Below are 22,743 nucleotides of genomic sequence, written 5' to 3' on the forward strand. Positions count from 1 at the left end.
TTCCGCGGAATTCGTGTCGCGGAAGGGTCGGCTCGCGTACCCGGAGGATCGGCTCGCGCACCCGGACGGTCGGCTCGCGTGCCTGGACGGTCGGCTCGCGCACCCGGACGGTCGGCTCGCGCACCCCGAGGGTCGGCTCGCGTACCTGGGTGGTCGTCAGCGGTGGGTCTCGCCGCGGTAGGGGATCCACCGGTAGCCCGGGGCGAAGCCGCTGAACTCGGTGCGTTCGCCGGCGGCGGTCCAGATGTCTTCGCTGACCACGAGCCCGGGGAAGGTCGTCAGGTCCTTTTCGGCCAGCAGCTCGGCGTGGGCGCGGAACCCGTCGGTCCCGACCCCGGCGAGCGCGTACCGGTAGACCGGCGGGGCGGTCCGCAGCAGCCAGTAGAGCCGGCGGCCGGCCGCCGTCATGGCCACCGCGTCCTCGGGCGAGCCGATCCCGGACCGGCTGAGCCCGTCCGGCGCCACCCCGCACCACCAGCCGGCGCCGTCGGAGAAGACGCGGACCGGCCAGCCGGCGAAGTGGCGGGCGAGGTCGTGGGCGTGGTTTTCCCGCTCGCCGCATTCGGCGTTGAGGGCGTAGATCCGGGCCATCGCGGTCAGCCGGCGAAGGTGAGGTAGATCAGGACCAGGTTCAACGCGATGATCACCGCCGCGATCACCCAGGCCGCGACCGTCGTCAGGCGGCGGTTGGCGTCCTGGCCCATCAGCTCGCGGTCCGCCGTCAACCGGATCAGCGGCACCAGCGCGAACGGGATCCCGAACGACAGCACCACCTGCGACACCACCAGCGCCGCGCTCGGGTCCGCGCCCAGGGCCAGCACCACGATCGCCGGGATGAGCGTGACCAGGCGGCGCACCACCAGCGGGATCCGCTTGTGCAGCAGCCCCTGCATGATCATCGCGCCCGCGTACGCGCCCACCGACGTCGACGCCAGGCCCGAGGCCAGCAAGCCGATCGCGAACATCAGCGCGATGCCCGGGCCCAGCGCCGTCGCCACCGCGCCGTGCGCGCCCTCGATGCTGTCCACGCCCTGCTGGCCCTGCAGGTTCGTCGCCGCCAGCAGCAGCATGCCCAGGTTCACCGCGCCCGCCAGCAGCATCGCCAGGCCGACGTCGGCCCGCGTTGCGCGCAGCAGCCGACGGCGCCCGGCGCCGTCGGCCCGGCCGTGGCGGTCGCGGACCAGGCCCGAGTGCAGGTAGACCGCGTGCGGCATCACCGTCGCGCCGAGCATCGCCGCGGCGATCAGGACGCTGCCCGTGCCGTCGAACCGGGGCACCAGGCCACCGGCCGTCGCCGCGGCCGAGGGCGGCTCGACGAACAGGCTCGCCAGGAAGCCGATCGCGATCACCGCGAGCAGGCCGGTGACAACCCGCTCGAACGTCCGCTGGCCGCCGCGGTCCTGAACCGCCAGCAGGGTCAGCGAAACCGCGCCGGTGATCAGGCCGCCGGCGATCAGCGGCAGGTCGAACAGCAGGTTGAGGGCGATCGCGCCGCCGACCACCTCGGCCAGGTCGGTGGCGATGGCGACGACCTCCGCCTGGGCCCAGTAGGCCAGCCGCGCGGGGCGGGACAGGCGGGCGCGCAGGGCCTCCGGCAGCGACATCCCGCTGACCAGGCCCAGCTTCGCCGAGAGGTACTGGACGAGCACGGCCATCAGGTTCGCCGCGACGATCACCCAGACCAGCAGGTAGCCGTAGCGGGCGCCGGCGCTGATGTTGGAGGCGACGTTCCCGGGGTCGACGTAGGCGATGGCGGCGACGAACGCGGGTCCGAGCAGGGCCGAGCCGGTGCGCAGGCGCGACACCAGTCTCGGGCGGACCGCCTCGGTCACAGCCATGAAGCCACCTCTCGAAACCCGGTTGTCGGGCACCCCAAAACCGGAGTTTAGGAGTGCCGAACTTTGTTTTTCAAGGGTGACGGCTCCCACCCCGGCCTCCGGGTACCCGGATCGGCCGCGGTGAAAAGTCAGGGGTGGGCGACCTCGTGGCCGGACTCGCGCAGCGCCGCGACCGCGTGGCCGAGATCGGTGGCGCGGACCAGGATGTGGTCGGTGTCGTAGGTCGACATCGAGAACAGCGCGACGCCGGCCGCGGCCAGCTCCGAGGCCAGCGCGGCGATGATGCCGGTCAGCGTGAACTCCAGCGGGCCGCGGACCGACAGCAGCCGCCAGCCGTCCTCGGCCGCCGTGGCGCCGGCCGGTTCGCGGCCGGCCGGGCAGATCACCGACAGTTCTTCCGGCGTCCGGGTCACCGAGACGAACGCTTCGCCCGGTTCGAACAGCCCGGCGGGCACCGCGGCGTCCGCGGGCAGCCGCACGACGGCGTACTCACCGGGCCGGACGTCGATCGCGAGTCGCTTCATCAGCCTTCCAGCACCTTCGGGCTCGTGGCGATCTCGGTGCCGTCCGGCAGCGTCGAGATGGTGAAGTCCGCGAACACGTTCTCCGCGGCTTTCTGCAGCTGCCGCAGGCATTCCACGGCGAGCTCACGGATTTCGACGTCGGCGTGCTCGGTGGCGCGCATCGCGACGAAGTGGCGCCAGGCGCGGTAGTTGCCGGTGACGACGATCCGCGTTTCGGTCGCGTTCGGCAGCACCGAGCGGGCGGCCTGGCGGGCCTGCTTGCGGCGCAGGGTCGCGGTCGGGACGTCGGCGAACTTCTCTTCGAGCCCGGCCAGCAGTTCGGTGTACGCCTCGACGCTCGCCCGGGTCGCGGCGAGGAACTTCTCGTGCAGCACCGGGTCGTTCGCGATCACCTCGGGCTCGACGAACTCGGCGTCGCATTCCGGGACGTACCGCTGCGAGAGCTGGGAGTAGGAGAAGTGGCGGTGCCGGATGAGCTCGTGGGTCAGCGACCGGGAGATGCCGCTGATGTAGAAGGTCACCGAACCGTGCTCCAGCACCGAAAGGTGGCCGACGTCGATGATGTGCTCGAGGTAGCCGGCGTTGGTCGCGGTGGCCGGGTTCGGTTTCTTCCACGACTGGTAGCAGGCGCGGCCGGCGAACTCGGCGAGCGCTTCGCCGCCGTCCGCGTCGGTCGACCACGGCACGTCCTCGGGCGGGAGGAACTCGGTCTTTGCGATCAGCTGCACTCTGGGCGACACGGTTGCGGCCACGTCAGCACTCCTTCTCCCGGCTCCCGCGCAGCCTAACCGCGTGGGCCCGGTCACTCCCGGGGGACATGTGACAGCACGGCCGCCTTGACTGACGTCACATATGACGTCATAGTGGTGTCATGGACCTGACCCCGTACATCGCCAATCTTCGCGAGGACCTCGCGAACACGGCTGCCGCCGGGGACGAGCACACCCGGCGGGCGGCCGCGCTGCTGTCTTCCGCGCTCGAACCCGCCGTCCGCCTCACCCTGATGAACGCCCTCGCCGACCTCGCGGCCGAGGTCACCGCCGCCCTCCCGGGCCAGGTGGTGGACGTCCGGCTCGACGGCCGGGACGTCCGCGTGGTCGTCACCGGCGCCGCCGAGGAGACGACGTCACGTGAGACACCACGTGACACCACACCGCCGCCACCGATCGACGGCGGTGACATCAGCCGGATCACGCTGCGGCTGGTCGAGCAGATCAAGGGCCAGGCCGAGCGCGCCGCCGCGGCTCAGGGCGTCTCGCTGAACACGTTCGTTTCGCAGGCGGTGCAGGGCGCGCTCGGCCACGGCGCCCTCGGCGGCGGCCACAAGCACCAGGGCAAGAGCGGCCGGAGCGGGTCGCACCTGCACGGCTGGGTCGAAGGCTGAGGGGACGAGACGATGAGTGAAGAACAGGCCACACCGGCCGGCGACGAACCGGTCCGGATCGACGAGTTCGAGACGGACGGGCCGCTGGAGCTCGACGTCAGCGTCACGATCGGCCGCGTCGAGATCGTCCTCGAGGGCGAGTCCGGCGCGCGCGTGGAGCTGCGGCACGACCAGGGCGAGCAGCAGCCGTGGGTGGCGGGCGTGAACAGCCTGCTGTCCTGGGTGGGCGAGCGCTTCGGCGACCAGCTGGGCGTCGACCCGGCGTCCTCCCCCGCCGAGGCGGTGCGCCAAAGCCGGATCGAGAAGCTGGGCAACCGCCTGGTCGTGCAGGCACCGAAGGCGTGGCAGCTGCGCAACGCCCCGCTGTCGGTGAAGGTGCACGCGCCGGCGGGCTCGCACGTCGAGGTGCGGGCGGGCGCGGCGGACGTCACGGTGACCGGCTCGGCCGGCCGCGTCGACCTGCTGACCGGCTCCGGCGAGGTGAAGCTCGAGCGCGCCGACGGCTCGGCGACGATCCGCACCGGCAGCGGCGCGGTCAAGCTGGGCCCGACGCTGGGCGGGCTGCAGCTGCGCAGCGGCAGCGGCCCCGTCGAGGCGGCGTCGATCGCCGGCTCCGCAACCCTGGCCACCGGCACCGGCGACGTCTGGCTGGGCGCGGTGTCGGGCGAGGTGATGGCCCGCACCGGCAGCGGCGACCTTTCGGTGGCCGACGCGGGCTCGGGCACGCTCGACCTGATCACCGGCTCGGGCGAAATCCGCATCGGCATCCGCGGCGGAACGGCCGCCGAGGTCGACCTGACCTCCAGCGGCGGCCGCGTCTCCAGCGAACTGGACGTCGCCGACACCGCCCCCGAGGGCGGCGTCACGCTGAAGGTCCGCGCCCGCACGGGCACCGGCAACGCCGTGGTGACGCGCGCGGCGGGCTGAGTAAAGGGAGAGGAACGGGCCGTTTCCGGCGGGGGTGCCGGGAACGGCCCGTTCGCGCATCGGCCCGGGCCCGGCCGCTCCGGCGCCGGGGCGAACCCGCGCGCGGGTCGGCCGTGCTACGCGCGGAGGTTGCCCTTCGCCGAGCGCATCCCGGTCAGCCGGCCCCCGGGCGTCCTACTCGGCCCAGGTCACCACCACCCTGAACCGGGTGGTCAGCAACGCCCACGACGCCGGCGGGTATTCCCGGAGCATTTGCTCCCGCAGCTGCACCATCCGGCTCGGCACAGTGACGACGGGCAGCTCGGTGCGTTCGTCGACCACCGTTTCCTTCGGCAGGCCCCACCCCGCGCCGAGCGCCGAGTTCACCACGCCCGGCCCCACGTACCCGGCGATGCGATCCGGGTGGCGGGGAAGGTGGCGGTCGCCTCCCGCGACCTGGTCCGGGTTGTGGAGGGGAGCGAGGCTTCGCCAGCTCCGGGCCAGCCCCTCCCAGGCGCCGCCGGCTCGGGCGTGCCGGGCGAACAGCCTTTCGATCTCGGCTCGGTGGTCCTCTTTCCACCGGCTCTGCGAGTTGGAGCGGCCGACCAGGTCCCGCGCCCAGTCCTCCTCCAGGCTGCTCAGCAGCGCGACGAGTTCCCGGGGCGAGCTGACCTGGGTGAGCCGCTTGCTGGCCTCGCCCAGCCTTGCGCGCCGGTCCTCCGCCCGGTGCTGCAGCGAAACCCTCTCGCGCTCCTCGTGGGCGCGTCGGTACAACTCCCGGTGCACCTTGTTCAGGTGTGCGGGCGTGCGCTGCCGTGTCCAGTCCAGGAGCCGGCTCTCCTCCTTGGGGGCGCCGAACAGATCGAGCTTGACGAACCAGCGGTCCAGCCGCTGACCGTTCAGCCGGAGCAGCTGGATCTTCAGCTGCCGGCGCGTCTCTTCGCGGAACCGGTTCTCCAGAGCGGGATCCTTGCGGAAGTGCGGCGGCACCCGGACCGTGAACTCGATGTCCTTCACGGGCGGCGTGCAGCGCGACGAGAACCTCTTCGTGATCGGGACGTCGAGCCGGCCGGGATCGGCCGCGCGGGCCGCGTTCTGCCTGGTGACCTTCAAGGTCGACCGCTGCACCACGGGGGTGTCCGACAGCAACCGCGCCACGGGCCGGTTGCCCACCGTGCGCTGGAATGCGAGCACGTCACGGAGATCGGCCGGTGGCGCCGCCGGCCGCGGCGTTCTCGGCACCGCCCGGTCACGGTCCCTCCTGCGAGTGATCCACTCCGACGATGTTCCTCCGAACGGCGCCCCCGCGAGATGTCCGTCCGGGCAGACAATCCCGCCCTCTCGTGCGGTCAGCCGAGGTGCCGCCGCGGCAGAACCGGCTGACCGCTTCCGGGTACGCCTCAGCGGACCAGCTTTCCCAGCGGTGCCGCCAAGCCGCCGCGGGGACCCACCACCACGCCCGACAACCCCAGCCACTCCGCCATGTGCCTCAGCTCCGCCGCCAGCTCCGGCAGGACCCGGGCCACGTCGGCCCCCTCCTCCGCGAACGCTCCCTGGACTCGCAGCACCCCCGCCGCGCGGTCGGACTTCAGGTCCACCCGGGCCACCAGGGAGCCGTCCAAAAGGAACGGGAACACGTAATACCCGTACACCCGCTTCGGTTCCGGGACGTAGATCTCGATCCGGTAGTGGAAGCCGAACAGCCGTTCCGTCCGGGCCCGCTCCCAGATCAGCGGGTCGAACGGGCACAACAGCGCGCGGCCCGTGACCGATCGGGGGGTGCGGGCCGCGGTGTGGCGGTAGGCCGGCTGCTTCCAGCCGCGGACCGCCACCGGCTCCAGCTCTCCCGATTCCACCAGCTCCGCCACCGCCTGGCGGGCCGGGGCCGGGCCGAGGCGGTAGTAGTCGCGCAGGTCCGTCTCCGTGGCCACGCCCAACGCGCGCGCCGAACGGGAGATCAAGCCCCGTGCGCCCTCCTCCGCGGACACCGAGCGCGCCAGGATCTCCGGGCGGACCACCCGCTCGGTGAGGTCGTAGAGGCGTTCGAACGAGCGCCGCGTGCCCGTGGTCAGCTGGCCGATGCCGAACAGGTACTCGCAGACGCGCTTGACCTCCGAGCGCTCCCACCAGGACCCCGGGCCGCGCCGCTGGGCGTCCGCCGCCACCGCCCGCTCGATGCCGCCCGCGCCGATCGGGCCCAGCTCCTTGACCACCGACAGGATCTCGTCCACCAGGCCCGGGGACTTCTCGATCAACGGGCCGTAGTGCCGCCACCAGCCGTCGCGCTTCGCGCCGGAGCGGATCAGGGGCCAGTCCTCGATCGGGAGCAGGCTCGCCTCGTGCGCCCACGTCTCCACCAGCATCCGCGGGCGGCGGGCCGAGTTCGCCCACGCCGCCTCGTCGAGCAACGCCGCGTCGTACGCGCCCAGCCGCGAGAACACCGGCATGTAGTGCGCCCGGACCGCGACGTTCACCGAGTCCAGCTGCAGCAGCTGCACCCGCGACAGCACCCGTTTCAGGTGCTGGCGCGAAGGCACGCCGGACGGACGCGGGTCGGTGAAGCCCTGTGCGGCCAGGAACGTCTTCCGGGCCGTCGCGACGCTGATCGTTTGCATGATGCCGTCATGGTGCCACCCACCACCGACAAAAACGGGCCCCCGGCATTCATCCATGCCCCACCACCGCCCTCGACGGAGGAGCTGCGCTAATTTCAGGCCCATGAGCGACGCCGCCGTCCGTCCCGCCGATCTGTCCGACGCCGCGGAGATCGCCCGCATCCAGCGTGACACCTGGCACGCCGCCTACGAGGACCTGCTGGGCAAGCAGGCGCTCGCCCAGCTGGACGCCACCGACCTCGCCGGCACCTGGACCGAGACCATCGACTACCCCGGCAGCCTCGTCTACGTCGCCACCGAAGGCGAGTTCACCGTCGGGTTCTGCGTCGCCGGCCGCGCGCCGGAAGACGAGGTCGCCGCCGCGGACGGCAGCCTGCCCGAGGACGCGGAGACCACCGGCCTGATCGCCACCCTGCTCGTCGAGCCGCGCTGGGGCCGCCGCGGGCACGCCGGCCGGCTACTCGCGACGGCCGCCGCGGGCCTGCGGGCCGACGGCGCCTCCCGCGGCATCGCCTGGGTCGCCCAGGGCGACCACGCCACCCTCGGCTTCTACCGCCGGGCCGGCTGGAACCCCGACGGCACCGTCCGCACCCTCGACACCGGCGACCGCATGGTCCGCGAGGTGCGCCTCACCGGCACGCTCGAGCTGTCCTTGAGCTGAGTCCCGGAAGATCACCCACCGCAGCACGGCGTACATGAACACGCCCTCGCCCGCGCCCGCGAGCAGCCGCGAGACGTGGTATTCGACGCCCAGCGCCGTCAGCCCCGCCCCCAAACCCAGCAGGAACACGACGTAATTGGCAGCAATCGCACCGAGGTAACGGGCGAGCTGGATTCCGACGGCGGCGTGGGAACGGAAGTTGAACGTCCGGTTCAGCACGAAGCTCAGCCCGAACGCGCAGCCGTACGCCAGCGTGATCGCCAGCCACACCGGCCAGCCGAGCAGGCCGTGGAAGAGGGTCAGCAGCGCGAGGTCGACGCCGAAGGTGAACCCGTTGATGACGCAGAAGCCGAGAAACGTCGGCGCCACGATCCGCGACAACCCCAGTGGCAGGAAGCGCACGACGGTCCGGCACAGGGCGCCGAAGCGGTCAGCGGGCGTACGGGGTTGCTCGGCGGCCACCCCGCCAGTGTTCCGGCGGGAGGTGGCCGGCAGCCGTCCGGCAGGTGATCTTCTGGTGCGGACCACCCGCCGAAGAGGGGGGCTAACCCCCGTGCGTGGAGATCTCGAACTGATAACTTGGAAGAACGCGAGAGCTTTTCAGGAGGTGACACGATGAGCTGGATCCTGCTGACGCTGGGCGTCGCGTTCGGTTCGGCCATCGTGCCCCTGATCAACGCCGAGGTCTTCCTGCTCGGGTTGTGCGCCAGCCAGCCGGGGCTGCACTGGCTGTGGCTCGGCGCGGCGGTGGCGGTCGGGCAGATCGCCGGCAAGACGCTGTACTACCTGGCCGCCCGCGGCACGATCAAGCTCCCGAAGCCGCTGCACGACCGGTTGCACCGGGAGCGCCCGATGACGCCGCGACGCGTGCGGTGGCAGCTGCGGACGAAGCGGCTCCGCGGGTGGGTCGAGCGGCTGCGCGAGCGGTGTCACCGGCACCCGCACTGGATGGCCGGGACGTACGGGGTGAGTTCCCTGGTGGGCCTGCCGCCGTTCATGGCGACGAGCGTGCTGGCGGGCCTGGTGCGGATGCGGCTCGCGACTTTTTTGACGACGGGTCTGGCCGGAAGGTGGATCCGCTTCAGTTTGATCGCGGCTTCACCCGCGGTGTTCGCGGGCTGGCTGCACCACTGAGCCAAGGGCCGGGCTCGCCTTCGCGACGGTGGCGGACCGAGGAGATCTCCGCGCCGAACCTACTCGGCACGGGCGCGTTCGGCGGCTTCCAGCTCGACGGCCTTCTTCATCGTCTCGCGCGCCCGGCGCCGGTCTCCCGCGATGTCGTACGCGTACGCCAGCTTGTACCAGACCCGCCAGTTCCCCTGGTCGGCCTCGACTTCCGCGCGGCGATGCTCGAACCACGCGTCGGCCGCTTCGCGATCGACGCGGCCCGAGGGGCGGCGCGGGAGGTCCGAGACGTCCGGGAGCTCGCCCTCGGCGTCCAGCCGGCGGGAAAGGCGCTGGACCTGCAGGCCGTTGCGCCAGGTCACCACCACGACCCAGAGGCCCAGCACCGGCAGCAGCAGCACACCCGCGCCCAGCGCGATGCCGGCGCCGGTGCCCGTCTTGAACAGGGCGAAGGCCCGATCCGCGAGCAGGAACAGGTAGACGACCAGCGCCGCCGTCAGCAGCAGCGCCACATTGCGGGCCCTCACAGGTCGAGGACGTTCTCCAGGCCGACCGTCAGGCCGGGACGCTTCAGCACCTCGCGCACGCCGAGCAGCACGCCCGGCATGAACGACGTCCGGTCGAGGGAGTCGTGGCGGATGGTCAGGGTCTCCCCCTCGCCGCCGAACAGGATCTCCTCGTGCGCGACCAGGCCCGGGAGGCGGACCGAGTGCACGCGGACCTCCTCGACCGTCGCGCCGCGGGCGCCGTCGAATTCCTCCGTCGTCGCGTCCGGTCCCGGGGTCACGCCCGCCGCCGCGCGCGCGGCGGCGATCATCCGGGCGGTGTGCGCGGCGGTGCCCGAAGGCGCGTCGGCCTTGCGGTTGTGGTGCAGCTCGATGATTTCGGCCGAGGCGTAGAACTTCGCCGCCTGGGCCGCGAACCGCATGGCCAGAATCGCGCCGAGAGCGAAGTTCGGCGCGATCAGCACCCCGAGCGACGGCTTCGGCGCCAGCAACGCCCGCAGCGAAGCCAGCCGCTCTTCGCTGAAGCCCGTCGTGCCGACGACCGCGTGGATGTCGTGCTCGACCAGGTACTCCAGGTTGCCCATCACGGCGTCGGGGCGGGTGAAGTCGACGACCACCTGGGCGTCGGCCAGCGGCGCGAAGTCGTCGCCCGCGTCCAGCGCGGCCACGAGCTTCAGGTCCGAAGCGCCTTCGACGGCGTTCACCACCGTCGCGCCCATCCGGCCGCGCGCACCGAGCACACCGACGTTGATGGTCATGAAGCGATCACCTCGTGCAGGTCGTCAGGAAGGTCGTCGGCGTGAGCGTACGGCCCGACGACCGCGGCCGCCGAGACCCCGCCCGGCCGCGCGAACAAAGTGCGAGCGAGGGCACACACGTCGTCGGTGGTCACCGCGTCGATGCGGGCGATCGTGTCGTCGACGCCCAGGTAGTGGCCGTAGTTGAGCTCGTTCTTGCCGATCCGGGACATCCGTGACGACGTGTCCTCCAGGCCCAGCACCAGCCCGCCGCGCAGCTGGCCCTTCGCCCGGGCGACCTCGGCGTCGGTCAGGCCGTCGACGCCGACCTTGTCGAGCACCTCGCGGATGACGCCGGCGACGTCGCCGAGCTTCTCCGGCTGGCAGCCCGCGTACACGGCCATGTGCCCGGTGTCGGCGTAGCTCGCGACCGACGAGTACACCTGGTAGGCCAGCCCGCGCTGCTCGCGGATCTCCTGGAACAGCCGCGACGACATGCCGCCGCCGAGGGCCGCGTTGAGCACCGACAGCGCGAACCGGCGGTCGTCGTGGCGGGACAGCGACCGCAGGCCGAGCATGACGTGCGCCTGCTCGGTGTCGTCGGTGTGCAGGGCCAGCTTGGGCACGGTCCTGATCCGGGCGCGGCCCTCGCGGGGCGCGAACGGCGTCGCGGTGCCGGCCAGGCGCTCCTTCAGGGCTTTCCGGACCAGCCGGAGCACCTGGTTGTGGTCGATGTTCCCGGCCACGGACAGGACCATCCGCGGCAGCGTGTACCGGCGCTTGTAGAAGTTCCGCAGGGCCGCGGGCGACATCTCCACGATCGACTTCTCGCTGCCGAGCACCGGGCGGCCGAGCGGGTGGTCGCCGAGGATCGCCGTCACGAACGTCTCGTGCAGCAGGTCCTCGGGGTCGTCGTCGCGCATCGAAATCTCTTCGAGGACGACGCTGCGCTCCATGTCCATGTCGCGGTCGGTGCACAGGGCGTCGAACACGACGTCGGTGACCAGGTCCACGGCGAGCGGCAGGTCGGCGTCGAGCACCTGCGCGTAGTAGCAGGTGTGCTCCTTCGCCGTGAAGGCGTTGAACTCGCCGCCGACGGCGTCGATCTCCTCGGCGATCTGGGTGGCGTCACGGTGTTTCGTGCCCTTGAACAGCAGGTGTTCGAGGTAGTGCGCGGCGCCGGCGACGGCGGCCGGCTCGTCGCGGGAGCCGATGCCGACCCACAGCCCGACCGTGGCCGAGCGGGACGCCGGGACGTGCTCGGTGATCACCCGCAGACCGCCGGGCAGGACGCTGCGCTTGACGACCGCACCGTCCGAAGTGGACTCCAGCGTGCGGGTGGTGCCGACGGGCTGCTCGTGCCCGGAAACCTGCCGTGCCATGGGTTCCTTACTCACCTTGCCGCGAAGGCCACCTCGGGACATCCCGAGGTGGCCTTCACGAACCAGAAACGAGCTGTCTTACTTGGCGTCGGCCTTCTCGGCGTCGGCAGCCGGCGCGTCACCCTCAGCAGGCTTCGCGTCGTCTTCCTTGACCACGATCAGGCTGATCTTGCCGCGGTTGTCGATGTCGGCGATCTCGACGCGGAGCTTGTCGCCCACGTTGACCACGTCCTCGACCTTGTTGATCCGCTTGCCGTTGCCCAGCTTGGAGATGTGCACCAGGCCGTCCTTGCCCGGCAGCAGCGAGACGAACGCGCCGAACGCGGCCGTCTTCACCACGGTGCCGAGGAAGCGCTCGCCGACCTTGGGCAGCTGCGGGTTGGCGATGGCGTTGATCAGGTCGATCGCCGCCTCCGCCGACGGGCCGTCGGACGCGCCCACGTAGATCGTGCCGTCGTCCTCGATGGAGATGTCGGCGCCGGTCTGCTCGGTGATCGAGTTGATCATCTTGCCCTTCGGGCCGATGACCTCGCCGATCTTGTCCACCGGGATCTTCACGCTGGTGACGCGCGGCGAGTAGGGGCTCATCTCGTCCGGGCTGTCGATCGCCTCGGCGATGACCTCCAGGATGGTGTGGCGAGCGTCCTTCGCCTGCTTCAGCGCGGCCGCGAGGACCTCCGACGGGATGCCGTCGAGCTTCGTGTCGAGCTGCAGTGCGGTGATGATGTCCTTGGTGCCGGCGACCTTGAAGTCCATGTCGCCGAGGGCGTCCTCGGCACCGAGGATGTCGGTGAGCGCCACGTAGCGGGTCTCGCCGTCGACCTCGTCGGAGACCAGGCCCATCGCGATGCCCGCGACCGGCGCCTTCAGCGGCACGCCGGCGTTGTACAGCGCCATGGTGGACGCGCAGACCGAGCCCATCGAGGTCGAGCCGTTGGAGCCCAGCGCCTCGGAGACCTGGCGGATCGCGTACGGGAACTCGTCCCGCTTCGGCAGCACCGGCACCAGGGCGCGCTCGGCGAGCATGCCGTGGCCGATTTCGCGGCGCTTCGGCGAACCGACGCGGCCGGTCTCGCCGGTGGAGAACGGCGGGAAGTTGTAGTGGTGCATGTAGCGCTTGTGCGTCTCCGGGGACAGCGAGTCGATCTGCTGCTCCAGGCGAAGCATGTTCAGCGTGGTGACGCCCAGGATCTGGGTTTCGCCGCGCTCGAACAGCGCCGAACCGTGGGCCCGCGGGATCACGGCGACCTCGGCCGCGAGCGACCGGATGTCGGTGAGGCCACGGCCGTCCATCCGGATCTTCTCCGTGAGGACGCGCTGGCGCATGATCTTCTTCGTCAGGGCCTTGAACGCCCCGCCGATCTCCTTGTCGCGGCCCTCGAAGGCTTCGCCCTCGCCGAGGCCGACCTTCTCCAGCACGGCGGCCTTGACCTCGTCGGTCGCGGCGTCGCGGTCCTGCTTGCCCGGGATCTGCAGCGCGCGGGCGAGGTCGTCGGTGGCGATCGCCGCGACGGCGTCGTAGACGTCCTGCTCGTAGGCCAGGAAGACCGGGAACTCACCGGTCGGCTTGGCGGCGACGTCGGCCAGCTTCTGCTGAGCCTCGCACAGCACCTTGATGAACGGCTTCGCGGCTTCGAGGCCCGCGGCGACCGCGGCCTCGTCCGGCGCCTTGCCGCCGGCGGCGATCAGGTCGAGCGTGTTCTCGGTGCCCTCGGCCTCGACCATCATGATCGCGACGTCTTCACCGACGATGCGGCCGGCGACGACCATGTTGAAGGTCGCCTTCTCCAGCTGCGACCAGGTCGGGAACGCGACCCACTGGTCTTCGATCAGCGCGACGCGGACGCCGCCGACCGGGCCGGAGAACGGCAGGCCGGCGATCTGGGTCGACGCCGAGGCGGCGTTGATGGCCAGCACGTCGTACGGGTCGTCCGGGTTGAGGCTCTGGACGGTGATGACGACCTGGATCTCGTTGCGGAGACCGTCGGTGAACGACGGGCGCAGCGGCCGGTCGATCAGGCGGCAGGTCAGGATCGCGTCGGTCGACGGGCGGCCCTCGCGGCGGAAGAACGCGCCCGGGATGCGGCCCGCGGCGTACATGCGCTCTTCGACGTCGACGGTGAGGGGGAAGAAGTCGAAGTGGTCCTTCGGGTGCTTCGACGCGGTCGTCGCCGAGAGCAGCATGGTTTCTTCGTCGAGGTACGCGACCACGGCGCCGGCGGCCTGCTTGGCCAGGCGGCCCGTCTCGAAGCGGACGGTGCGGGTGCCGAACCGGCCGTTGTCGATCACGGCTTCGGTCTCGTGCACGGTGACTCCGGTGGAGTCGGTCATGGATGTTTCTCCTCTTTGGTTCCTTCGTACGACGCGAGTCTCCCACCCTGGGACCCATTTCGCCTGAGGACGCTCGAGGAATGAGGCCGGTCTTCGATCGAAGCCCCCGGGACTCTTCCCGGAAGCCACTACCGAGGACCGGCGGAGAAGACCCTCGTGCGCGCTCGCGCCGTTCTTTCTTTTTCGGACCGAGGGGGAGCGGCCGTCGTGGCCACTCCCCCTCGGGTTCGAGCTATCGGCGCAGGCCGAGGCGCTGGATCAGCGCACGGTAACGCTCGATGTCCACCTTCATCACGTAGTTCAGCAGCCGGCGGCGACGGCCGACCAGCAGCAGGAGCCCGCGACGCGAGTGGTGGTCGTGCTTGTGAGCCTTGAGGTGCTCGGTGAGGCCGACGATCCGCTTCGTCAGCAGCGCGACCTGGGCCTCGGGGGAACCCGTGTCCGAGTCGTGCACGCCGTACTCGGCCAGGATCGACTTCTTCTCTTCGGTGGACAGCGCCACTTGTGTTGCTCCTCGAAATGATCAGTGCCGTGCGACCCCGGGCGTGGATGCACGCCGGGAAGACGGTCACGGCCGCCACGGACTGCAGCCGGACCCGGCCACGACGTTACCATTTGGCTGACGTCCGCCTCTGAGCAGGGCCTTCAGGCGTCGCCCAGCCCGCACGAGCGGGCCACCCGGTACCGGGGACCAGCCGGCGCGCGCTCGCTGGTCATCAGGACCACTTCCGCGGCCCGCCACCACCGGCTCGTGAAGCCGGCGAGCTTTCCGGTCCAACGCGCGGCGAGCCCGGGTTCTTCCCGGGAGAACCGCGCGAGCGTCAGGTGCGCCCGGTACGGCCTCGGTTCGGCGTCGGCGCCCGCGGCGTGCGCGAGCGGCGTCAGCTCCGGTCCGGCGACAGTCAACCACAGCACCCCGGGGAACGTCGCGGCCTTTTCCAGCCGGACGTCGACGGCCGGGCGCCCGGCCAGCCGTTCGCCCAGCCAGGCGGCGCGAGTCTCGACGTCGTCCGGCCCGTAGTAGGCGAGGGTGACGTGCCGGCGCTCCGGCGGCTCCCAGCGCAGGCCGTCGTCCGGGGTCCCGACGGCCGCCGTGATCGCCTCGACCACGTCGGCCGGCGGGAGCAGGGCGCTGAACAGGACCGGCATCAGGCGCCGTTGCCCGCCCGGCGGAGCAGGTCGGCGATGGCCGGGAACTCGTCGTCGAGGCGCTTGGCGGCCTCGCCGAGGTCTTCGTCCTCGGCCAGGTCGCGCAGGTAGGCGAGGACCTTCTGGTCTTCGTTGACCACCGGGATGTTGTCGCGGCCGACGGTGGGGCGGGAGTCGCGGACGTCCTCCATCGCGGCCAGCATCGCCTCGCGGTTGCCCGCGGCGACCTCGGGCACGAGGATCTTGCGCTCGAGCATGATCATCCTGGCCAGCACGACCGGGTTGCCGATCTTCGCCCGCCGCCCGCTCATCACCTGGCTGAGCATGGGGGCGCTGATCCCGAGGACTTCGGCCAGGAACGCCTGCGAAACGTCGAACGCGACGACGAGCCGGCGCACGCGGTCGCCGAGCGGCTCCCCGTACCACTCGCGCTGCAACGCGATGTTCCGCTGGACGATCTTGTGGTCCTCCACCAGTTCCGCTCCCCTAAACCTTCACGCGCACACCGTCCGTGAGCATCTTGCCATCGCGGTCACGTGCGTGGACGCGGAATCCCCTATTCGTCCCCGGTCAGGCGTCCGGGGGCACCTCCAGTGCCTTTCTCGTCTCCACCACGTCGTCGTCGATCTGCGCGACGAGCCCGGCCGAGTCGGCGAACCGCACCTGGTCGCGCAGCCGCGTCACGAAGTCGATGGCCACGTGCTGGCCGTAGAAGTCCTCGTCGACGTCGAGGACGAAGGCCTCGACGGTCCGTTCGCGCCCCGAGAACGTCGGGTTGGTGCCCACCGAGACCGCGGCGCGCAGCCGGCGCCGGGGGTCGGCCGACCGGGTGAACCACGCGCTGTAGACGCCGTCGGCCGGGACGGCGGCGAAACGCGGGGTCGACAGGTTGGCCGTCGGGTAGCCGAGCTCGTGGCCCCGGCCGTCGCCGCGGACGACGATGCCTTCCAGCCGGTGCGGGCGGCCGAGGGCCTCGGCGGCGGCGACCACGTCACCGGCGTCGATGCACGACCGGACGTAGGTGCTGGAGAAGGTGATGGCCGACTGGTCCTCTTCGGACAGTTCCTTGCCCTGCAGCTCGGCGCCGAACGCGGCGAAGCCGAACCGGCGGCCGAGGGTGCGCAGCAGCTCGACGTCGCCGGCCGCCTTGGCGCCGAAGGTGAAGTTGTCGCCGACGATCACCGCGGCCGCGTGCAGCCGGTCGACCAGCACCTCGTGCACGAACTCCTCCGGCAGCAGCCGGGACAGCTCCAGGGTGAACGGCAGCACGCAGAAGACGTCGACGCCGAGGCTTTCGACGATCTCGGCCTTCCGCCGCAACGTCGTCAGCTGCGCCGGGTGGCTGCCCGGGCGCAGCACCTCGGACGGGTGCGGGTCGAACGTCAGCATGACGCTCGGCAGGCCGCGCTCGGCCGCCGCCGCCACCGTCCGGCTGATCAGCTCCTGGTGCCCGCGGTGGACACCGTCGAACACGCCGATGGTGACCACGCACCGGCCCCAGCTGCCGGGGAGGTCCCCCAGTCCACGCCACCGCAGCACGTCACACTCCCGTCTCTCGAGCCCACCCTAGGCGGGCAGCAACACGACAACCGCGCGGGACACGCCCTGTTCGTCGGCGGCCAGGGCGAGCACCCGGCCGTCGGGGCCGAAGAGCCCGTAGGTGCCTTCGATGCCCGCCGCCGGGATGCGCTGGCCGTGGCGGACCGCCTTCGCCGTGGCGGCGTCGAGATCGCGGCGCGGGAACGCGGCGGCGACGGCGGCGTCGAGGTCGAGGCTCAGTTCGGGCTGCTCTTCGAGCTGGTCGAGGGTCTTCGCCTTGGCCAGGGTGAAGGGGCCGACCGTGGTGCGCCGGAGCGCCTGCAGGTGGCCGCCGACGCCGAGGTCCGCGCCGAGGTCGCGGGCCAGCGCGCGGACGTAGGTGCCGGAGGAGCACTCGACGACGGCGTCTACCTCCACGTGGTCCTCCTCGTGCCGGATGCCGAGGACGTCGAAGCGGTAGACGGTGACCGGGCGGGCCGGGATGACGACGTCTTCGCCGGCGCGGACGCGGGCGTAGGCGCGCTTGCCGTCGATCTTGACCGCGCTGACCGCGCTGGGGACCTGCTGGATGTCGCCGGTGAGCTTTTCGACCCCGTTCGCGATGTCTTCGTCGGTGATGTTTTTTGTCTCGGCTCGGCTCAGGACTTCGCCTTCGGCGTCATCGGTGGTGGTGCTGCTGCCGAGGCTGAGGGTGGCCAGGTAGGTCTTGCGGTCCAGGGCGAGGTGGCCGAGCAGCTTGGTGGCGCGTTCGATGCCGAGCACGAGCACGCCGGTGGCCATCGGGTCGAGCGTGCCGGCGTGCCCGACCTTGCGGGTCCCCATGATCCGCCGGGCGCGCGCGACGACGTCGTGGGAGGTCATCCCGGCGGGCTTGTCGACGATGAGCAGGCCGGGAGGCGGGGCGGGACGGCGGGGCGGTTTCGGGCTCGACACGCGGCAACCCTACTGGCCGGCTGTCGCGGATCGATCAGGCCGCCGGGTGCGCCCCCAATGTGGCGTTGGTTGCGTCCAGCGCCCCCAATGTGGCGTTCGGTGCGTCCAGCGCCCCCAATGTGGCGTTCGGTGCGTCCAACGCACCCAACGCCACATTGGGGTGCTTGGGTCAGGCCGCCACGATCGGTGTCTCGGGCAGGGCCGCGTCCCAGCGGCGGCGGGTGATGCGGACCGGCAGCTCCTCGCCGCGGGCCTCGGCCAGGAACAGGTGCGTCCGGGTCCGGCGCCACCACACCAGCAGCCGGAACGTGCCGAACGCCAGCACCGCGACCAGGGCCAGCAGCGACACCCGGAAGTTGCTGCCGGTCAGCTGCAGCAGCACGCCGACCGCGAGCGCGGCGATCGTCGTCGCCACGAAGCCGCCGACGTTGACCACGCCGGTCGCCGTGCCCACCCGGCTGAGCGGGTTGTAGTCGCGGGCGAGGGCGAAGCCGATCATCGACGCCGGACCGCCCAGGGCGAGGAAGGCGAACGCGGGCACCAGTACCGGCAGCGGCACCTGGCCCGGCCAGCCCAGCAGCACCGCCCAGACCACCGCGGCCCCGCCGATGTAGCCGCCGACCAGCGGCATCCGCAGCGACGGGCGGCGGCCGATCAGGCCACCGAGCGCCGGGCCGCCCGCCATCGACCCGAAGACGAACACCGTCAGCATCGCGCTCGCCGTCGCCTTCGACTGCCCTTGGCCCTGCACCAGCCACGGGACGCCCCAGAGCAGCGTCAGCGCGTTCGGCGCGAACATCGTGCTGAAGTGGACCCAGAAGGCCAGGCGCGTCCCCGGCGTCCGCCAGGCCTCGGCGACCTGGCCGGCGAGCTCGCGCGGGCGGACGGCTTCGCGGACCGGCGGCTGTTCGCCGGCCGGGACGTCGCGGACCCGCAACGTCACCACGACGGTGTAGAGGACGGTGATGGCGCCGACGGCGAGGAAGGTCGGGGTCCAGCCGGCGCTGTCGAGCACCAGGGCCAGCGGGACGGTCGCGGCGAGGTTGCCGATGTAGCCGACGGCGGCCGTGAACGACGTCAGCAGGGCGTACTGGCGGCCCGGGAAGTGGGCCGCGACCAGGCGCAGGACGCTGACGAAGGTGAGCGCGTCGCCGAGGCCGAGGACGGCGCGGGCGAGCAGGCCGAGGCCGTAGGAGTGCGCGACGCCGAGCAGGAGCTGGCCGGCGCCGAGGACCAGCACGGCGACGGTGAGGACGCGGCGGGGACCGTAGCGGTCGACCAGGACCCCGGTCGGGATCTGCATCGCGGCGTACACGCCGACCTGCAGGACGGTGAAGGTGCCGAGCGCGGCCGCGCCGACGCCGAAGCGCTCGGCGGCCTGCAGCCCGGCGACGCCGAAGGACGTCCGGTGGAAGACGGCGAGGAGGTAGACGGTGACGGCGGCGAGCCAGATCAGCCAGGACCGGGCGGTGGCACGGCCGGTGGCGGGCACGGGTTCCTCCAGGGGTTCGGCGATTCTCGGGCGCAGGACGCCCACGCTGCCGTCCCTGCTACTTGTATCGCCTAAGCAACCAAGAACCATAGCCGCGAGACGGGTGGTTTTGCCCACAGGTAACGGGCATCACCCGTGCTCAGCGGGGTCACACGCGTGTCCGGAGGGGCATCACACCGGGCGGGTGGCGCCGGTCACCGCCCAGTGGCCCGAGCGCCAGCGGACCAGGACCGCGGCCAGGCGGAGGACCATGAACAGGGACAGGCCGGTCCAGATGCCCGTGAGGCCCCAGCCGAAGCCGAGGGACGCCCAGATCAGCGGGAGGAAGCCCAGGGCCGCGCTGCCGAGGGTCGCGTTGCGGAGGAAGGCCGCGTCGCCCGCGCCGAGCAGGACGCCGTCCAGGGCGAAGACCACCCCCGCGATCGGCTGCAGGGCCACGAAGAACCACCACGCGTGCGGGATCTCCGCCAGCACGCCCGGGTCGGACGTGAACGCGTGCGGCAGCACCCACGACAGCGCCGCGAACAGCACGCCCAGGAAGCACCCCATCAGCAGGCCGTACCCGGTGATCTGCGCCGCGACCCCGCGCGCCTGCCGCGCCGAATTCGCCCCCAGGGCGGCCCCGACCAGGGACTGCGCGGCGATCGCCACCGAGTCGAGCACCAGCGCGAGGAACGTCCACAGCTGCAGCACCACCTGGTGTGCGCCGACCGCCTCGGTCGACGTCCGGGCCGCGACGGCCGCTGCCGAGACGAAGCACGCCTGGAACGCCAGGCTGCGCAGCACCAGGTCGCGGCCGAGGCCGAGCTGGGCGCGCATCACCGTGAAGTCCGGCCGGAGGCCGACCTTCTCCCGGGCCAGCGCCGCGAAGAACAGCGACGCCGAGATCACCTGCGCGACGACGTTCGCGATCGCCGAGCCCTCCAGGCCCAGCCCGGCCCCGTAGACGAGGACCGGGCACAGCACGGCCGAGATCCCGTTGCCCGCCAGCACGTACCGCAACGGCTTCGCGGCGTCCTGCACCCCGCGCATCCAGCCGTTGCCGGCCATGGTGACCAGGATCAGCGGCGCCCCGAACAGCGCGATCCGCAGCCACGACACGGCGGCCGACGCGATCTCGTCACTGCCCGAAAGCACCCGCGCGATCGGCCAGGCCAGCAGCTGCCCCGCGGCCAGCACGACGAGCCCGACGAAAACAGCCAGCCAGGTCGCCTGCACGCCTTCCCGGACGGCGTCGGCCCGGCGGCCGGCGCCGTGCAGCCGCGCGGTGCGGGAGGTCGTGCCGTAGGACAGGAACGTCAGCTGGCTCGAAACCTGCGCCAGCACGACCCCGCCGAGCGCGAGCCCGGCCAGCGACAACGCGTCGAGGTGACCGACCACGGCGGTGTCGACCAGCACGTACAGCGGCTCGGCGGCCAGCACCCCCAGCGCGGGCACGGCCAGCCCGAGCACGCGCTTCGCCGGAACCCGCTCGGTCTCCTCCACATTCACCACGAACCGGACTCTAACCGCCCCCACCGACCGTCCTGACCGGCGGGAACCCGGGAACTTTCCACCCCCGCCGTCCGACGCCCTACAGCAACGGCGCGCGCTCCAGCGCCTCCCGCAACCCCGCGAGGACCTCCTCCGCCGAGCCCGCGATTGTGCAGCCCGCGGCCTGCCGGTGCCCGCCGCCGCCGAACTCCGCCGTCACCGCCGAAACGTCCATCCCCTTGCTGCGCAGAGAAATCTGCCACTGCCCCGGCTGCGCCGGATCCTGCTTGAGCACCGCCGCGACAGCCGCCTCGCGGACCGAACGGACCACGTCGATGACCGATTCCACCTCTTCGCCGCGGACCGTGCGCGCCGCGTCGGCGCGCACCGCCGCGTGCACGAAACCGCGGCCCTGTGCGGCTTCCGGCTCCAGCCGGGCCTCGCGCAGCACCGACGACAGCATCGGCAGCCAGGCGAACGGGCGCTCGTCGACGATCCGCCGCACCACCGCCTCCGGGTCGACCCCCGCCTCCAGCAGGCGGGCCGCCATCCGGTGGGTGTCCGGGCTCGCCCGGCGGAAGCCGCTCGTGTCGGTGACGATCCCCGCGTAGAGCCCGCGCGCGATCGGCTCGTCCAGCGCGGCGCCCAGTTCCTCCAGGACCCGGAACACCAGGACGGCGCTGGCCTCGGCCCCCTCGTCGACGACGTGGCAGGTGCCGTAGCAGGTGTTGGTCGCGTGGTGGTCGATCACCAGCACCGCGCCGGCGAGCTCGACGCGCCCGGCGAGCCGGCCCAGCCGCTTCGGCGTCGGCGTGTCGACGCAGACGAGCAGCCCGTCGGTGTCCGGCAGGGCGTCCGGGTGGGTGAGCAGGCCGTCCTCGTCGAGCCACCGCAGCGTCTCCGGCGCCTCGTCCGGCTCGCCGAACGACACGCGCACCTTCGCGCCGCGTTGCCGCAGCGCCCGGCCGAGGGCGAGCGCGCTGCCCAGGGCGTCGGCGTCGGGACGGACGTGCCCGAGCACCGTCACGTCGGTCGCCGACGCGAGCAGCGCGGCCGCGTCCCGGATGTCCTGCGCCGAAGTAGGGGTCACGGTGCGTCACGCTACGCTCTGCGGGATGCCTGAGTACGCGATGCTGGTCTACCCCTCGGCCAACCGGGTCTACGCCGCCTCCGCCCCCGCGCTGCTGCGCGCCGAGCTGGCGGTGTTCGGCGCGCGCCTGGCGGCCGAGCTGTCCGCGATCGAGGAGGTCGAGCTCGGCGGCGTCGGTTACGTGCGCTTCACCAGCTCGGCGCCCCTGGACGGGCGCGATCTCGCGCTCCTGTCGAACCTCTCGTCGCTGTATGCCCTGTTCGAGCTGGGTGACGGTGTCCTCCGTCCGGTTCAGGTGACACCGCTGGCGAAGGCCGACTCGGACCTGCTGACCATCCAGAAGTACGCCGGCAAGACGAACGAGCTGTTCACCAAGCTGCTGGTGAACGTCACGCTGATGGCGACCGCGGACCCGTTCCCGGCCAAGCCCAAGTACCTGCTCGACCCGCTGTGCGGCCGCGGCACCACGCTCAACCAGGCGATGATGTACGGCCTCCACGCGACCGGCCTGGACGTCGACGCCAAGGACTTCGAGGCGTACGAGGCGTTCATCAAGACCTGGCTGCGCACCAAGCGCGTGAAGCACACCGCCGAGTCCGGGCAGCTGCGGCGCAACAAGGCCCGCCTCGGCCGCCGCCTCGACATCGAGTACGCCCTGGACAAGGAAGCGTACAAAACGGGCGACACGCGCAAGCTCACCTACTTCAACGCCGACACCCTGACCACCGACGAGGTGCTGCGGGCGAACTCGTGCGACGTGATCGTCACCGACGCGCCCTACGGCGTCCAGCACGGCAGCCACCGCGAAGCGGGTCTGCAGCGCAGCCCGCGCGACCTGCTCGCGGCCGCCGTTCCCGGGTGGACACGGGTGCTGAAGCCCGGCGGCGCGCTCGGCATCTCCTGGAACACGACCGTGCTGCCGCGGGAAGAGCTCGTCGAGGTGCTCCGGAAGGCCGGGCTGGACGTCCGTGAGGGCGGCCCGTGGGAGGAGTTCGCCCACCGCGTCGACCAGGCCATCCTGCGCGACCTGGTCGTCGCGGCCAAACCCGCGTCCTGAG

General features: G+C 71.9%; 23 protein-coding genes and 1 pseudogene. 5 read left to right on the forward strand and 19 right to left on the reverse strand.

Going from position 1 to position 22,743, the window contains the following annotated elements; all coding sequences use genetic code 11:
• Nucleotides 1-156: 156 nt before the first annotated feature.
• From C2L59_RS27970 to thyX, 4 genes are all read right to left on the reverse strand, one after another.
• Nucleotides 157-591, reverse strand: coding sequence for a hypothetical protein (locus tag C2L59_RS27970; RefSeq protein WP_103352499.1), 435 nt, complete (start codon nt 589-591; stop codon nt 157-159).
• Nucleotides 592-596: 5 nt separating this feature from the next.
• The gene (locus C2L59_RS27975; protein ID WP_199199282.1) at nt 597-1,838 is read right to left on the reverse strand and encodes an Nramp family divalent metal transporter; all 1,242 of its coding nucleotides are present in this window, start codon (nt 1,836-1,838) and stop codon (nt 597-599) included.
• A 128-nt stretch (nt 1,839-1,966) separates the two neighbouring features.
• The gene (locus C2L59_RS27980; RefSeq protein ID WP_103352501.1) at nt 1,967-2,362 is read right to left on the reverse strand and encodes an ACT domain-containing protein; all 396 of its coding nucleotides are present in this window, start codon (nt 2,360-2,362) and stop codon (nt 1,967-1,969) included.
• Complete coding sequence (thyX, locus tag C2L59_RS27985) at nt 2,362-3,114, reverse strand: FAD-dependent thymidylate synthase (RefSeq protein ID WP_103352502.1); 753 nt, start codon at nt 3,112-3,114, stop codon at nt 2,362-2,364. Before thyX ends, C2L59_RS27980 begins: the two co-directional genes overlap by 1 nt.
• A 119-nt stretch (nt 3,115-3,233) precedes the next feature.
• Here thyX and C2L59_RS27990 point away from each other — a divergent pair, with 119 nt between their 5' ends.
• Together C2L59_RS27990 and C2L59_RS27995 are read left to right on the forward strand one after the other, a co-directional pair.
• Nucleotides 3,234-3,746, forward strand: coding sequence for a toxin-antitoxin system HicB family antitoxin (locus C2L59_RS27990; protein WP_103352503.1), 513 nt, complete (start codon nt 3,234-3,236; stop codon nt 3,744-3,746).
• Between the two features lie 12 nt (nt 3,747-3,758).
• On the forward strand, nt 3,759-4,673 hold the full coding sequence (locus C2L59_RS27995; protein WP_103352504.1) for a DUF4097 family beta strand repeat-containing protein: 915 nt from the start codon (nt 3,759-3,761) through the stop codon (nt 4,671-4,673).
• 174 nt (nt 4,674-4,847) lie between these two features.
• On the opposite strand, the gene C2L59_RS28000 is transcribed toward C2L59_RS27995, so the two are convergent.
• Nucleotides 4,848-5,846 carry a polymorphic toxin type 15 domain-containing protein gene (locus C2L59_RS28000; protein WP_103352505.1) on the reverse strand — a complete coding sequence of 333 codons (999 nt, stop codon included), beginning with the start codon at nt 5,844-5,846 and terminating at the stop codon, nt 4,848-4,850.
• A gap of 206 nt (nt 5,847-6,052) precedes the next feature.
• Nucleotides 6,053-7,267 (reverse strand): winged helix-turn-helix domain-containing protein, encoded by a 1,215-nt coding sequence (locus C2L59_RS28005; RefSeq protein WP_103352506.1) that lies wholly within the window; start codon nt 7,265-7,267, stop codon nt 6,053-6,055.
• A 103-nt stretch (nt 7,268-7,370) separates the two neighbouring features.
• On the opposite strand from C2L59_RS28005, the gene C2L59_RS28010 reads away from it, so the two are divergent.
• Nucleotides 7,371-7,928, forward strand: coding sequence for a GNAT family N-acetyltransferase (locus tag C2L59_RS28010; RefSeq protein ID WP_103352507.1), 558 nt, complete (start codon nt 7,371-7,373; stop codon nt 7,926-7,928).
• Nucleotides 7,929-7,994: 66 nt separating this feature from the next.
• On the opposite strand, the pseudogene C2L59_RS49330 reads toward C2L59_RS28010, so the two are convergent.
• Nucleotides 7,995-8,456, reverse strand: a pseudogene (locus tag C2L59_RS49330) (GtrA family protein); the annotation flags it as partial.
• 87 nt (nt 8,457-8,543) lie between these two features.
• On the opposite strand from C2L59_RS49330, the gene C2L59_RS28020 reads away from it, so the two are divergent.
• On the forward strand, nt 8,544-9,062 hold the full coding sequence (locus tag C2L59_RS28020; RefSeq protein WP_103352508.1) for a hypothetical protein: 519 nt from the start codon (nt 8,544-8,546) through the stop codon (nt 9,060-9,062).
• Between the two features lie 59 nt (nt 9,063-9,121).
• Here C2L59_RS28020 and C2L59_RS28025 read toward each other — a convergent pair whose 3' ends face one another.
• The 12 genes from C2L59_RS28025 to C2L59_RS28080 all read right to left on the reverse strand — a co-directional run bounded on the left by C2L59_RS28025 (nt 9,122) and on the right by C2L59_RS28080 (nt 21,685).
• Nucleotides 9,122-9,580 (reverse strand): tetratricopeptide repeat protein, encoded by a 459-nt coding sequence (locus C2L59_RS28025; RefSeq protein ID WP_199199283.1) that lies wholly within the window; start codon nt 9,578-9,580, stop codon nt 9,122-9,124.
• Complete coding sequence (gene dapB / locus C2L59_RS28030) at nt 9,577-10,317, reverse strand: 4-hydroxy-tetrahydrodipicolinate reductase (protein ID WP_103352510.1); 741 nt, start codon at nt 10,315-10,317, stop codon at nt 9,577-9,579. Before dapB ends, C2L59_RS28025 begins: the two co-directional genes overlap by 4 nt.
• Nucleotides 10,314-11,678 (reverse strand): pitrilysin family protein, encoded by a 1,365-nt coding sequence (locus tag C2L59_RS28035; RefSeq protein ID WP_103352511.1) that lies wholly within the window; start codon nt 11,676-11,678, stop codon nt 10,314-10,316. Before C2L59_RS28035 ends, dapB begins: the two co-directional genes overlap by 4 nt.
• A 78-nt stretch (nt 11,679-11,756) precedes the next feature.
• Complete coding sequence (locus tag C2L59_RS28040; RefSeq protein WP_103352512.1) at nt 11,757-14,009, reverse strand: polyribonucleotide nucleotidyltransferase; 2,253 nt, start codon at nt 14,007-14,009, stop codon at nt 11,757-11,759.
• Between the two features lie 232 nt (nt 14,010-14,241).
• The gene (gene rpsO, locus C2L59_RS28045; RefSeq protein WP_003084034.1) at nt 14,242-14,511 is read right to left on the reverse strand and encodes a 30S ribosomal protein S15; all 270 of its coding nucleotides are present in this window, start codon (nt 14,509-14,511) and stop codon (nt 14,242-14,244) included.
• Between the two features lie 143 nt (nt 14,512-14,654).
• A complete protein-coding gene (locus C2L59_RS28050) occupies nt 14,655-15,158 on the reverse strand; it encodes a 2'-5' RNA ligase family protein (RefSeq protein WP_103352513.1) in 504 nt (167 codons plus the stop codon).
• Nucleotides 15,158-15,631: a helix-turn-helix transcriptional regulator gene (locus C2L59_RS28055; protein WP_091315600.1), complete on the reverse strand. Its 474-nt coding sequence runs from the start codon at nt 15,629-15,631 to the stop codon at nt 15,158-15,160. Before C2L59_RS28055 ends, C2L59_RS28050 begins: the two co-directional genes overlap by 1 nt.
• A 97-nt stretch (nt 15,632-15,728) precedes the next feature.
• Nucleotides 15,729-16,697, reverse strand: coding sequence for a bifunctional riboflavin kinase/FAD synthetase (locus tag C2L59_RS28060; RefSeq protein ID WP_199199284.1), 969 nt, complete (start codon nt 16,695-16,697; stop codon nt 15,729-15,731).
• Nucleotides 16,698-16,724: 27 nt separating this feature from the next.
• A complete protein-coding gene (truB, locus tag C2L59_RS28065) occupies nt 16,725-17,630 on the reverse strand; it encodes a tRNA pseudouridine(55) synthase TruB (RefSeq protein ID WP_103352514.1) in 906 nt (301 codons plus the stop codon).
• 169 nt (nt 17,631-17,799) lie between these two features.
• Nucleotides 17,800-19,122, reverse strand: a complete 1,323-nt coding sequence (locus C2L59_RS28070) for a nitrate/nitrite transporter (RefSeq protein ID WP_103352542.1) — start codon at nt 19,120-19,122, stop codon at nt 17,800-17,802.
• Nucleotides 19,123-19,293: 171 nt separating this feature from the next.
• Nucleotides 19,294-20,613: an MATE family efflux transporter gene (locus C2L59_RS28075; protein ID WP_103352543.1), complete on the reverse strand. Its 1,320-nt coding sequence runs from the start codon at nt 20,611-20,613 to the stop codon at nt 19,294-19,296.
• 82 nt (nt 20,614-20,695) lie between these two features.
• A complete protein-coding gene (locus C2L59_RS28080; RefSeq protein ID WP_103352515.1) occupies nt 20,696-21,685 on the reverse strand; it encodes a bifunctional oligoribonuclease/PAP phosphatase NrnA in 990 nt (329 codons plus the stop codon).
• A 25-nt stretch (nt 21,686-21,710) separates the two neighbouring features.
• Here C2L59_RS28080 and C2L59_RS28085 point away from each other — a divergent pair, with 25 nt between their 5' ends.
• Nucleotides 21,711-22,742 carry a TRM11 family methyltransferase gene (locus C2L59_RS28085; protein ID WP_199199285.1) on the forward strand — a complete coding sequence of 344 codons (1,032 nt, stop codon included), beginning with the start codon at nt 21,711-21,713 and terminating at the stop codon, nt 22,740-22,742.
• Nucleotide 22,743: the final 1 nt, after the last annotated feature.

The sequence above is a fragment of the Amycolatopsis sp. CA-128772 genome (assembly GCF_002904295.1).
In the GTDB taxonomy this organism is placed as follows: domain Bacteria; phylum Actinomycetota; class Actinomycetes; order Mycobacteriales; family Pseudonocardiaceae; genus Amycolatopsis.

Coding starts and splice junctions, on each gene's coding strand:
- C2L59_RS27970 (WP_103352499.1), bottom strand. CDS start 591: ATGGCCCGGATCTACGCCCTCAACGCCGAATGCGGCGAGCGGGAAAAC.
- C2L59_RS27975 (WP_199199282.1), bottom strand. CDS start 1,838: ATGGCTGTGACCGAGGCGGTCCGCCCGAGACTGGTGTCGCGCCTGCGC.
- C2L59_RS27980 (WP_103352501.1), bottom strand. CDS start 2,362: ATGAAGCGACTCGCGATCGACGTCCGGCCCGGTGAGTACGCCGTCGTG.
- C2L59_RS27990 (WP_103352503.1), top strand. CDS start 3,234: ATGGACCTGACCCCGTACATCGCCAATCTTCGCGAGGACCTCGCGAAC.
- C2L59_RS27995 (WP_103352504.1), top strand. CDS start 3,759: ATGAGTGAAGAACAGGCCACACCGGCCGGCGACGAACCGGTCCGGATC.
- C2L59_RS28005 (WP_103352506.1), bottom strand. CDS start 7,267: ATGCAAACGATCAGCGTCGCGACGGCCCGGAAGACGTTCCTGGCCGCA.
- C2L59_RS28010 (WP_103352507.1), top strand. CDS start 7,371: ATGAGCGACGCCGCCGTCCGTCCCGCCGATCTGTCCGACGCCGCGGAG.
- C2L59_RS28020 (WP_103352508.1), top strand. CDS start 8,544: ATGAGCTGGATCCTGCTGACGCTGGGCGTCGCGTTCGGTTCGGCCATC.
- dapB (WP_103352510.1), bottom strand. CDS start 10,317: ATGACCATCAACGTCGGTGTGCTCGGTGCGCGCGGCCGGATGGGCGCG.
- C2L59_RS28035 (WP_103352511.1), bottom strand. CDS start 11,678: ATGGCACGGCAGGTTTCCGGGCACGAGCAGCCCGTCGGCACCACCCGC.
- C2L59_RS28040 (WP_103352512.1), bottom strand. CDS start 14,009: ATGACCGACTCCACCGGAGTCACCGTGCACGAGACCGAAGCCGTGATC.
- C2L59_RS28050 (WP_103352513.1), bottom strand. CDS start 15,158: ATGCCGGTCCTGTTCAGCGCCCTGCTCCCGCCGGCCGACGTGGTCGAG.
- C2L59_RS28085 (WP_199199285.1), top strand. CDS start 21,711: ATGCCTGAGTACGCGATGCTGGTCTACCCCTCGGCCAACCGGGTCTAC.